Genomic DNA, 12,039 nt, shown 5'->3' on the forward strand with positions numbered 1-12,039 from the left:
TGATACCTGAGATCTACGTCTTGGTGTATTTATTTTGTCCTAAATTCTAAGTGGCTAACTTGATTATAGAATTCGCCATAAATTTTTTGATTGCAACACAAAGAAGAGTCTGGGACAAAAACCCCAGACTCCTTTTGGTATCTCCAAATTTATATGCTGAAACGTGCGCCAAAAGACCACTGTGTAAGCAGAGAGGTCGGCAGATATGGGCTCAGGCGCGCCGTTCCAGCCCATAACTAACGGCCGGTAAGGCGATACCACTGTCTAATTGCCATATTCAACCTCACCAAAGTGATAAGCCTTGCCATTAACACTGTAGTTTGTCCAACTGGCAATCGAATCAAACGTATCATCGACGGGATTAATGCCTAAGCTGCCGGTGGTCTTCTTATTGGTAATTTTCAGACGATAATGGCCCTTACTGAGCTTTTTGTTTGGCAAGCCCGGCACCGCCTTGCTGTAATAAACGATCGTCGTGTTGCCCTTAACCGTGACCTTTGACACCTTCACGGAATGGGTGGGCTTGTAAGCATGGCCGTCCGTGGCCCAGCGATTGCCAAATAAGTAAGTATCCTTGGCCATGGCCGCCTTGCTGTAGTACTGCAGGTAGTTGTCCAACGTCAGGTAGAAGCCGGCCGTTGGTTCAGCCTTCGTGTTCGTACTATTCGCCGTGTAGCCCTTCCCTGACAAGAACACTTGTGTCCGAATCGGTGCCTTTAAGTTGACCCGTTTGAAATTAGCCTTAGTAAACGGAATCGTCGCGATGTTCTTGTACTTCAACGCTTTTGCCCGCGCATAGTTGACCACCCCATAGCTAAACAGCGCCGTGGTCTTGACCCCACCGTGACCGTCATTCGACGACATGGTACTGCCAACGCTCAGCAGGGTATTCTTCTTGACTTTAACCTGCTTATATTTGCCATTAGTCTTCTTGTAAATACCCACGTACATGGCCTTCTTGGTGCGCACGTAGCCCACGTTGCCTGATAAATACTTGTCGCTCGTCGCCGCTGCGTTAGCCGTTGACATCCCCACACCAGTAACAGCCAGGCCGACCAAGGTAGCTAAGGCCCACTTTATATGTAACTTCATTCTAATTTCCCCTATTTTCGCTGATAGTTAGGTCATGATTATCCTTCAAAATCACTATACACCCTGAAGCTTAAACTTCTTTCACAAATGCCTTACAAACAGAAGTCAACTCGGTGACGGCTTCACCGAACCCCCGGACAACAAAGGCTCCGAGCAATCAAATCGATTCCTCGGAGCCCTCTATTACGCGTAATCGCTAGCAAAACTATTGACTACCGTTTGCCTTCTTTTCCCGTTCCCGGGTCCAAATATCATCAACTAAACTGGCCAACGTGATCTGCGCCATCTGGGCTTCAGCCGCACGTTGGACCTCATCATAAGCAACGCGCAACGTCTCCTGGATGTTGCCACCAACCACACACTTGGGATTCGTTTTGTCGTCGACGTGGAGGAGGTTGCCTTCTTCCTCGACTGACCGGTACACGTCGAGCAGAGAAATCTTTGCCGGCTGCCGCGCGAGTCGTGGGGTGGCGGTTCCCTGCTGCGTTGCCAGCAAACCAGCGCGACGCAGGGCGACCATCAGCCGGCGGACGAGTGCCGGATTGGACTCCACACTCGCCGCAATTGCCGTACTCGACAAGTCGCTGTCGTGGTAGATATCAATATAGGCCAAAATATGAACTGCATCACTTAATCGATGCGAATAACGCACGTCAATTCCCCCTTCTGATTGATTACCACGACTAGTATACCGGATTAGGCTTGACGTGCAAGCTCTGCCGCCAAGAAATCTGGCAACGTTTGGGCTGGGCGGCCCATGACTTTACGGAAGTCATCCGTCACTGTCGCCAGTAACCCTTGCGCCCCACCGGCATACATAGACGCCAACATGTGGCCCTCGTTCCCTTCATTGTACATCTCGCCGAACTGTTTCAGCGTAACCGGCGCATAGCCAATCGGCTGGCCGGAAACGTCACTCAAGACCTGGGCCAAGGCTGGCATCGTGTACGACCGTTCTTGGGTCAGCGTGTACATCGTTTGCGTCCACAATGCCGGGGTAACCGCCACCTGAGCGAATGCCGCCGCACTTTCCTCTAGGCTGATAAAGCTCAATGACGCGTCCCCCAGCGGATAGATGACGTTGTGGCGGTCAATCAACTCTGGCAAGTAAGGCACCAGCGGGTCAGCGTACAGCGCATTCCGTAAAATGGTGTAGGACAGGTCCGTAGCCGCCAACCGCCGCGGCACGTACCCGTAGAACGCGGACAGGTCGAACGGATTATTTGCTTGGTCGGCAATGAACCCCATCACGATTAAATGACCGACCGTCGCTTTTTCTGCGGCGCCGATAACATTCTCAAACTCGGTGACCCGGCTGAAACTGTCGTGACTCTTGCTGGGCACGTAAATGGCCACGTCGGCCGCTTGCAGAACACTCACGATGCTGGCTTGGTCACGATAATCCAATGGCAGCACGCGCATGCCCTGGTCGCTGAAATGAGCGGCCTTGGCCGGGGTGTGCACACCCAGCGTGATTTCGGTGGCGTTCACACGCTGCGCAACTTGGTTGACGATCTGTTGGCCAAGGTGGCCCGTGGCGCCCGTAATAACAATTTTCATTATAAAAACTCCTTCGTCATTAGATGTTACTTTATATATTACATCTAACCTCTCAAATGTCAAAGAATGTGACTTTCATGACAGCATAATAAGCGCTTTCCGTTATAAGAAAGATTATAATAAGGGCATGCAAATCGGTGTGTGCTTCGTCTGAAGAGTCACTATTTTTCTTTATGCCGAACACATCACCCTAATACTTATTTTGATAAGGAGTGAGTAACGTGGTTCAACAATTACCTGATAAAGTTGCGATTATTACCGGTGCTGGGTCCGGCATGGGCCGTTCCATGGCCGAATTATTTGCCAAGGAAGGCGCCAAGGTCGTCGCCGCAGACATTAATGAAGATCGGTTAAATAAAGTCGTTGCTGCCATTAAAGATGCTGGTGGCGAAGCAATTGCCAGTGTCACCAACGTCACCAAGGAAGCCGACGTCGTGGCCATGGTCCAAGCGGCCGTCGATAACTTCGGTCGCCTCGACATCTTAGTCAACAACGCCGGCATCATGGATAACATGGCGCCCGTGGGCACTTTGACCAACGAGCTGTGGGACAAGGTCATGACGGTCAATACGACCAGCGTGATGTTGGCCACGCGAGAAGCCCTGAAGATCTTCACCAAGCAAAAGTCCGGGGTCATCTTAAACATCGCCTCGGTTGGCGGCCTAGGTGGTGGCCGTGCCGGTGCCGCCTATACCGCTTCGAAACACGCGGTGGTTGGCCTGACAAAGAACACGGCGTACATGTACGAAAACGCCGGTATCCGGACCAACGCCATCGCACCCGGTGGCATCAAGACCAATATTAGTGAGTCCATGACCGGTGTCGACAAGGAAGGCATGGCTCGCCAAAGTGTCGGCATGCCGCTGTCACCAAAACCTGGGACTGGCGATGAGATCGCCCAAACGGCCCTCTTCCTGTGCTCCGACGCTTCAAGCTACGTCAATGGCACCGTTGTTCCCGTCGATGGCGGCTGGACGAGTTACTAAAAGTCCACTACTTGCCGCCTGCAGATGACGGACGCCACACTGTGGGGACCGACCGAAACCTCGCCAAGTTCAGCGAGTTTCCAAGCCGTCCCGTGCTGTAAGCCAGCTTAAAAAGGCTGACTAACACCACCGATACAGTGTTCTGTCCGTCATCCTCCAGCTCTAAATAGCGCGTTGGCCTAGTATCTGGTCATCTAAATTGAATACCATATTAAAAGTCGTTGTAGCTGGCTGCATTCTTTACGGGATGCGGTCGCTACAACGACTTTTCATTTATTACACTTTTCACTTATTATGATTAATATCTAATCGCTAACCGTAATTTGTGCAAGTAGCCATCACCGGTCCAGCTAGTCCACCTGATTCACTGGCCATTGTGGTGCGTGACCAGAGAGAACGCTGACGACTTCGCTAGCTGCATCCACTGCCATTCGAGACATACATTCCTGTGTGTTCGAAGCAATATGTGGCGTCAATAAAACGTTGTTAAGACTGTAGAACTCACTGGATAATGGCAGGGGTTCTTCGTCAAAAACATCTAAAGCTGCCCCACCAATATCACCATTTTTCAGCGCCGTCAGTAAATCTGGTTGGTTTACCAGTGCACCGCGACCTAAATTGATCAAAACAGCAGTAGATTTCATAGCAGCAAATTCTCGTGACCCAATGCCCTTCGTGTTTTCTGGTGTCACTGCCATATGCAGTGTAATCACATCGGCTTTCTTAAAAAGTGTTTCTCGATCAACCAGGGTACCAATATCTGTCTGCTTCACAAAAGGATCGTAAATCAAAATATCCATCCCTAATCCACTAACCTTTTGTGCCAACATCCGCCCAATTCTACCAAAGCCCATAATTCCAAGCTTCTTACCACCTAGGTCAAACCCCATGTGTTGTCCTTTGTATCCAAAATCGCCAAGGCGCATATGACTAGAAATAGCCGTCAAATTCTTAGAAAGATCTAGAATCTCTGCTAAGGTCGTCTCTGCGACGGTCGATGCATTGGCAGTTGGTGTAATCGTCACCCATACACCAGCCTGTTCCATCGCGTCCGGATCAACGTTGTCGTAACCCACACCGTGTCGCGCGATAACTTTTAAGTTTGGCATTTTTTGGGCCGTTGCCACACTAAAGGGATCCATCATTAAGACGATACCATCGGCGTTAGGTGCCTGTGCCAAAATGTTTTCCTCATGCAGATCAGCTAACTCAATAGTCGCCAATCCATGATTCTTCAGATAATCTTTTCCAGCCTGCGAAAGGCCCTTAGGAATAATAACCGTTTGGCTCATAACTATTTCCTCCAATTTTGTTTAACGTAATAAGTAACCACCATCAACCGGAATTGTGATCCCGGTGATGTAATTAGACGCAGCGCTCGCCAAAAAGACGACGGTTCCCATAAGTTCTACTGGATTAGCCCAGTGTCCGGCTGGAATATGTGCCAAGATTTCTGTATTCCGTTCCTGATCATTTTGTAAGGCCTTCGTCATCGGTGTGTCAATGTAGCCCGGAGCAATTGCGTTGACCTGAATATTATCTGGTGCTAAAGCATCTGCATAGGCTTTGGTTAGGCCGACAACGCCATGCTTGCTAGCCGTATAGGGGAAAATGAATTTTCCAGCTCGAAATGACTGCATAGAGCCAATGTTAATAATTTTACCGCCACCTTGCTTGGCCATTTGTTGCGCCACAACATGTGAAATGAAATAGACCGCATTTAAATTAATTTCAATGACTTTTCGCCAATTCTCGTTCTTAAAGTCTTTCCAGTTTTCTCGTAACTGAATACCAGCATTATTGACCAGAATATCTATATGACCAAAGACAGCTAAAGCAGCAGCAACAATTTTTTCTGGTGCGTCTTTCGCTGTCACGTCCATCTTCAAGAAACTAACCTGTCCCTTATTTTCAGCAGCAAAAGCTTTTGTTTCATCCCAGCCTTGGTCATCATAACTCACAATAAAAACTGCTGCTCCAGAACGTATCATCGCCTTGGTGTAGTTTGCCCCTAGCCCGGAGGCGCCTCCCGTAATAACCGCAACCTTACCATCCAAGCGAAATTTCGTTGTATCAAAATCTAAGCTTTCCATAATTGTTGCTCCTTTATTATTTAGTAGCCAGTAGGGTTGTCATATCCTGCTGAAGTTCACTCGTGTTCGCTGGATACTCCAGTGCTACGGGAATCGGTGCACTGAACTTATTAAGTAAGGTCTGCCAATCCAAGTCACCTTGCGTAAAGGAAACTGTCGTCGGTTTTTCTGCCTGCAACACATAGCTTTTGAGATGCACGAAGCGTGTATCCTTCACCAATTCATCCGTTACCTTTAAAGCATCCTGTCCGGTAAAAATCCAATTGCCCACATCATTCACGAAGCCTACGCGTCGTTCATACTGGTCAAAGAGATCAAAGAACGACATTAATTTTTGGACATTACTGTTCGCACTAGTCTGATCATTTTCAATATTTAACTCAATGTCATCTGGTAAGAGACGTAGTAAAGCTGGGATTTGGTCGGCAGACTTAATGTGATTGAAGTCTCCCAATGTCATCTTGATATAGCTAGCCCCTAACTGTTGTGCTTCACTAATATATTGTAAAAGATCGATATTTAACCGTTGATTGACGAACAAGTCTGTTGGCACTGAGTAGAAATAAACCAACCGATTAGCCAAACGTAGCTGATTTAATTGCTGTAGTTCTCCCATACCACCAGCATTATACTCACGACGAAGTTCGATGTTACGAATCCCTGTTGCCAGTAGATTCGTCACAATTTTCAATTGCGATTTTCCTTGTTCCTGCTGTTTCTGTGAAACCAATGTGTTCAAAACCAAACGATTACGATCAAACATGCGGACCACTCCTTTAAATTTAACTTAACTGCATCAAAAGTGGGTAAACGTTTTCCCAACACGTATACTATTACAAAATCTATTAATGTCAATAGGCTGACCATATTTTATATTTTGTTTGACACTGAGCAAGTTTCGTGGTTTAATATAAGCGTTTTCAAAAGGTAAACGTTTTCCCAACTTTTATCCTAGAAAACTTGAAACGAGGCGTTAGCTCATGCTCAACACAATTATTGGAATTTTGCTTATTCTCACCTTTGTCGGTTTCATTGTCTTTGTTATGCGCGGCGGCAATATTATGCTTGGCTTTCTGATTATGGCCATTCTTTGGACCGTCATCGGTGGCATTCCCTATAAGGTTGCCATCAACGATATTTTCTCTCAACCCGCTTTGGACTATGGCTCTACCATCATGGTTATTGTCTTTGGTTCCTGGTTTGGTCGTGTTCTGGTCGATACAGGTATCGCCGGCGAGATCAGCGAACAAACGGTTAAAATCAGCTACAAGCGTCCTATTTTAGCTACTATTTTAATTTGCTTTGTGACCTCATTCATCTTCACTAGTTCCTATGGTGTTGGCGCGGTTATTGCTATCGCCGTAATTCTGCTCCCAATTCTGCAATCATTAGGCCTATCCAAAAACGTTGCTGTGGTGGCCTTTGTCATGTCAATTGGGGCACCAATGTATGTAAACATTGTCATTATTAAGCAACTCCAGCTCTTTTTCCCCAAAGTCGTCTATGGTCCCAAGTACCTTGTTTACGGTTTCTCAGCTATGGCGGTTCAAATGTTAGTTGTCGTTCTCTTAATCCTGATCCATGCCAAATCTATTCACAAGAACGAACAGACACCCGCTCAGGAAAATCAGCCTACCACTGAGCATCCTCGAATCCCAAAAATCGCCTACGTTTTACCAATTTTCCCAGTCTTTATGAATCTAGCCTTTAACTGGCAACCCATTCCCGCTCTGATGATTTCAATTTTCTTAGTCTTACTTATCACGGGGCATCTTAAGAGTTATAGCGGCGCACTAACCATCATCAATGACACGATTCAAAAGGCCGTCTCCGATATTTCTGGTTTGATCGTCATGTTACTATTTCTGACTATGTTCAGTGCTGCCGCCGTTAAGAACACGGCACGGTTCAGTACCATACTGCAGGCGGTCGTCCCGCACAGTCCCATGGTACTTGCCATTGCATTTGGGATTCTCGCACCCCTAGCACTCTTCCGCGGTCCGCTCATGGTCTGGGGTGCTGGTTCCGCGACAGCCGCCGTACTTGCAGCTACCGGCTTCTTTAATCAATACTTTGCTTTTGCAGCTATTCTAGTTCCCGGCGTCTCCATCGCCATTTCAACATGTATCACCCAATCTTGGAATCTCTGGGTTGTTGAACACGTCAAGCTCGACGTCAAGAAATTTCTCATGACTGGGGTCCCCTATGGTTGGCTAGCCAGCATCATTAACCTACTCTTAGCTGCTGTTATGTTTAACTAATACTTAATTTGAAAGAAGCGTTCACCATGAAACTTGTTATCGGCACATATACTCAAGGAATCTATCAAACACACTTAACAACTAATGGCCTGATGCCACCCACTTTATTAGCCGACACCCCACAACCAACGTACCTGAATTATTCTCGAAACGGTTACTTATTTTCGGCAAATCAATCTGGCAAAGTTGGTGGTATATCAGTTTTTAAGGTCGACAACAATCGCTTAATTCCTTGTGACGATTGCCTCTCATTTGCTCCGGCACCAGTCCACCTTACCGTGGATGATGCCCATCACATGCTCTTTGCCAGTAATTATAATGGCGGCTATACTAATATTTATAGCTTTACTGCGGCTGGCAAGCTTCGGCTACTTGATTCCTTTCTAAACGTTGGTCAAGGCCCCCTACCACAGCAAAATACCGCTCACATTCACTTTACATGCTTGGCTCCCGATGGCCGCTTGCTGGTCTTAGACCTAGGAACGGATAGCCTCTTCACGTTCAATATCAGTGACACCGGCCAGCTTCAAGACTTAGTTGCAACGTACCACTTTCGAGCAGGATTTGGCCCCCGTCACCTCCGCTTTGATCCCGCAAAACACTGTGTCTTTGTGTTAGGTGAACTGGCCAGCACCGTCGCCGTTCTGAACTATGAAACAACCACCGGGACTCTCCACCAAACGCAACTCATTTCTACCATCCCCACTGATTGGAACGGCCAAACCGGTGGTGGCGCTATTCATCTCGCACACAACGGCCATTATCTCTACGTTTCGAACCGTGGTCACAACTCTATTACCGTATACCGCATCACCGGGCCTTCCACGAAACGTCAACTAATATTTACGCAAAACATCGCGAGTCAGGGGAACTTCCCCCGTGATTTTTGTCTAAGTCCTAATGATGATCACCTCATCGTTGCCAATCAAAAATCAAATCTATTAACAAGTTTCTCAGTCGATACGGTAACTGGAACGCTAACACCATCACATAATTCGGTACCGGTTCCCGAGCCAGTTTGTGTCAAACCCATTCCAGATTGATTCGAATTAGCGCTGATCTTTCGTGGCCAGTTCAACCATGATAGACTCGGCGCTTTTCAATTCGTCCCATTCAACTAATCTAAGGTATACTTATTGTTGAAGACTTAATCATGGGAGAATGTGACCACATGAAAAATAAACCAACCACTATTAAAGATGTCGCAAGAATTGCTGGCGTCTCCATTGCAACTGTCTCCCGTTTTCTGAATGGGCACTACGGCAAGATGTCCGCAACCACTCGTCAAACCATTGAACGCGTCATTCGAGAAAATAACTATCACGTCAATACGCAAGCAAAATCTCTGATTCAAAAAAGAACTTTCATTGTTGGTATGGTCGTTGCCGATATTGAAAATATCTTTTCATCTATTCTCTTCAAAGGAGCCGATACAGTACTTGAGAACGAAAATTATCAAATTCTACTTATGAATTCAGATAATTCGCTTGAACGAGAAAAAACAGAGATTGAGCGCCTTCTCGGTTTACAAGTCGATGGTATTATTCTTCAACCAATGAGTCAGAATTCAAGCGATTATCAGTTTCTTAAAGACAGCAATACACCCACCATTATCGTTGACCGTAAGCTCGAACCCCAAATTTGGACAGAGGTCACTACCGATAATTATGCCTATTCGAAAATGATCAGCGAATATATTTCTCGACTAGGCTACCAGCGGCTCGCCGTTATCAGTGAGAATATTCAAGATAACTCAGCGCGTTTTGACCGTTTTCAAGCAACTAAAGATGTTTGCCGCAAGAAGGGACTAGATCTACAACTGATTGAAATTAACAAGCAGACTTCCAACGCTAAAATTTACGCTGAAATTATGCGCGTTAGCGAGGATCTAGATGTAAAAACTGCTTTCTACGTTCTCAAAGGAACACTTCTGATGCAGGTTGTTCGGACTCTATCTCAATACCATATCGCTTATCCTGATCAAGTCGGTCTAGCAGCATTTGACGATTGGGATTGGTCCACTCTAGTTCAACCACAAATCACAACCATCCAGCAAAATCCCCAAGACCTCGGCCAAACCGCTGCTGAAATGCTACTTAAATTATTTGTGCATGCAGATTTACCGATTCAATCTTTAATTGTTCCAAGTAGCTTTCAAATTAAACAGTCTTTGATAGATTAGATCCAGTAAAAAAACGAGAGTGGAACAAAAAACGATTAGCCAGTGAGTATTAAGGCTGATAACCGAATAATTCTGAGATTGAATTGTTTGATTATCAATTTCAGACGGACCCAGTTACTTTTATCACATGTTGTAGCAATATAAGTTCGGAGATAGCAAACGGAGTCTGGGGTTGTTTTTATCCCAGACTCTGTTTGTTTACTGACGTGTAGTCTTCAAGGTTGTTCTTCGACCTGGTTCTATTTCACACTCAAATCGACCCCACCATCTACATGGAACACTTGCCCGGTCACAAAGTCATTTTGCATCAGGTATAAATAGGCCGAAGCCACTTCTTCCTTAGTGGCGACCCGTTTCATCGGCACGCCTTGTGCAAAATTGGTTGCTTGCTGAACAACTTGATCAGCGGTCAACTCACGCCACAGTCCCGTTGGTGTCCAAGTCGGCGCGACCGCATTGACTCGCCAGTTGGATGCCATTTCTACAGCTAATACAGCCACCATCGTATTGATAGCCTGATTGCCGACAATGTCACCGGAAGCATCGTGAGGATGCCCTCCCGCACCGGATGTAAAAATGAGCGAACCGTGGTCGTTTAAATGGGCTGCCGCCACCTTTTCCAGTTGGGAGATTGGCAAAAAATTTATCTTCGATTGCCTGCCGAATGGTCGCCACAGAATTCTCTAAGAAGCCGCCACCCATCGTACCACCAAGAAATGACAGAACATGATCAAAAGCCGGGTGCATAGTAAAGAACGCTTCCAGCTGCTGAATATTCTGTGCATCCAGTGCCGTCCCCGTCACCACTTCACCAGCTGCCTTCAGTCGGCCTACCGCTTGAACAACGTGTGTTCGACTGTGCCCAATGACTTGGACGTGGTCGCCCATCGCCGCCGCTTGGCCCGCCACAGTTTGGCCAAATCCAGACGTACCACCAACAATTAAAAGTCGCTTATGTTCTAATTCCATAAGTTATCCCTCCTAAGAATCTTTAAGACTCATAATACATCCACCATTGGTCAAGACGAAACATCTCATCATCCACCTCAAATTGACGCTCCCTCCCATAAACAGTAAACTAATCAACATGATTACACGTTAAGGAGACGACCGCGTTAATGGAATGGTTAGCTTTAATAATTACTGGATTTTTAGTTGGTATCTTGGTTATTTCAACAGGTGGTGGCGGGGCCGCCATCTACCTGGGCCTATTGACATCGGTCTTCAACCTCGCACCCGCCGTTGCGGCCGCAACCTCACTGGCAACGGCTTTTCCCTCACTCATCGTGGGCGCATATGGCCACTATCGCACCGGACAGATCCATTTCAAGGTCGGTAACCAGATGCTGATTGCGGCAGTTCCGGCAACCATCGTCGGCGCCTTGCTCGCCCCGTACATCCCCACTACCATCTACACCTGGATTGTCGCCATCATCCTGACCGCGCTGGGCATCCAGATTCTCTACAAACGCTTCTTCAACCACCAAAATAAGCCGGCCAACCATCAAAACATCCAAGCCGTACTCTACGGAATTTTGAGTGGTCTCATGGTCGGCGTGGCCGGCCTCAGTGGCGGCGGTCCCATTATCGCTGGGCTCCTGGTCTTAGGTTTGGACATGATTCCGGCCGCGGCCACGTCATCCTACGTGCTGGTCGGCAACACCTTCGTCGGCCTGCTCTTTCACCTCTCAGCGCACAGCATCGACTGGTCGATTGGCATTAGCTTGATGATTGGGGCCATGCTAGGTGCCTTCTGTGCCCCACGCCTGCTTGCCCACATTGACCCGAAAAAGCTAAACACCTACGTGAAGCCATTTATGGGCATTCTACTCGTCTTCATGGGGCTGAAAATGATTCTCTAACAT

Annotated in this window: 11 protein-coding genes and 1 pseudogene; 5 read left to right on the top strand and 7 right to left on the bottom strand. The window is 47.2% G+C overall.

Translation table 11 applies throughout. The annotated features are described in order from the left end of the window. Positions 1-264: 264 nt before the first annotated feature. The 3 genes from JUF10_RS06175 to JUF10_RS06185 form a co-directional block, all read right to left on the bottom strand. A complete protein-coding gene (locus tag JUF10_RS06175; protein ID WP_203641361.1) occupies positions 265-1,092 on the bottom strand; it encodes a hypothetical protein in 828 nt (275 codons plus the stop codon). 205 nt (positions 1,093-1,297) lie between these two features. Continuing rightward, on the bottom strand, positions 1,298-1,744 hold the full coding sequence (locus JUF10_RS06180) for an Rrf2 family transcriptional regulator (protein WP_203641362.1): 447 nt from the start codon (positions 1,742-1,744) through the stop codon (positions 1,298-1,300). Positions 1,745-1,788: 44 nt separating this feature from the next. Then, positions 1,789-2,652, bottom strand: a complete 864-nt coding sequence (locus JUF10_RS06185) for an SDR family oxidoreductase (RefSeq protein ID WP_203641363.1) — start codon at positions 2,650-2,652, stop codon at positions 1,789-1,791. A gap of 221 nt (positions 2,653-2,873) precedes the next feature. Between JUF10_RS06185 and JUF10_RS06190 the strand changes: the two genes are divergently transcribed. Further along, positions 2,874-3,638, top strand: a complete 765-nt coding sequence (locus tag JUF10_RS06190) for a glucose 1-dehydrogenase (RefSeq protein WP_203641364.1) — start codon at positions 2,874-2,876, stop codon at positions 3,636-3,638. A 350-nt stretch (positions 3,639-3,988) separates the two neighbouring features. On the opposite strand, the gene JUF10_RS06195 is transcribed toward JUF10_RS06190, so the two are convergent. From JUF10_RS06195 to JUF10_RS06205, 3 genes are read right to left on the bottom strand one after another with little or no spacing between them, the layout of a single operon-like run. Then, positions 3,989-4,930, bottom strand: a complete 942-nt coding sequence (locus tag JUF10_RS06195; protein ID WP_203641365.1) for a phosphoglycerate dehydrogenase — start codon at positions 4,928-4,930, stop codon at positions 3,989-3,991. Positions 4,931-4,951: 21 nt separating this feature from the next. Further along, on the bottom strand, positions 4,952-5,731 hold the full coding sequence (locus JUF10_RS06200) for a glucose 1-dehydrogenase (protein ID WP_203641366.1): 780 nt from the start codon (positions 5,729-5,731) through the stop codon (positions 4,952-4,954). Positions 5,732-5,747: 16 nt separating this feature from the next. Further along, a complete protein-coding gene (locus JUF10_RS06205) occupies positions 5,748-6,494 on the bottom strand; it encodes an IolE/MocC family protein (protein WP_203641367.1) in 747 nt (248 codons plus the stop codon). Between the two features lie 217 nt (positions 6,495-6,711). On the opposite strand from JUF10_RS06205, the gene JUF10_RS06210 reads away from it, so the two are divergent. From JUF10_RS06210 to JUF10_RS06220, 3 genes are all read left to right on the top strand, one after another. After that, entirely contained in the window at positions 6,712-7,992 is a 1,281-nt protein-coding gene (locus JUF10_RS06210; protein WP_203641368.1) for a gluconate:proton symporter, read from the top strand. A gap of 26 nt (positions 7,993-8,018) precedes the next feature. Further along, positions 8,019-9,035: a lactonase family protein gene (locus tag JUF10_RS06215; protein WP_203641369.1), complete on the top strand. Its 1,017-nt coding sequence runs from the start codon at positions 8,019-8,021 to the stop codon at positions 9,033-9,035. Positions 9,036-9,163: 128 nt separating this feature from the next. Next, positions 9,164-10,174 carry a LacI family DNA-binding transcriptional regulator gene (locus JUF10_RS06220; protein WP_203641370.1) on the top strand — a complete coding sequence of 337 codons (1,011 nt, stop codon included), beginning with the start codon at positions 9,164-9,166 and terminating at the stop codon, positions 10,172-10,174. Positions 10,175-10,413: 239 nt separating this feature from the next. Here JUF10_RS06220 and JUF10_RS06225 read toward each other — a convergent pair. Continuing rightward, positions 10,414-11,143: pseudogene (locus tag JUF10_RS06225) on the bottom strand (SDR family oxidoreductase). Between the two features lie 149 nt (positions 11,144-11,292). Here JUF10_RS06225 and JUF10_RS06230 point away from each other — a divergent pair. Beyond that, positions 11,293-12,036 (top strand): sulfite exporter TauE/SafE family protein, encoded by a 744-nt coding sequence (locus tag JUF10_RS06230; RefSeq protein ID WP_203641371.1) that lies wholly within the window; start codon positions 11,293-11,295, stop codon positions 12,034-12,036. Positions 12,037-12,039 lie beyond the last annotated feature (3 nt).

It is taken from the genome of Levilactobacillus andaensis (genome assembly GCF_016861695.1).
GTDB lineage: Bacteria > Bacillota > Bacilli > Lactobacillales > Lactobacillaceae > Levilactobacillus > Levilactobacillus andaensis.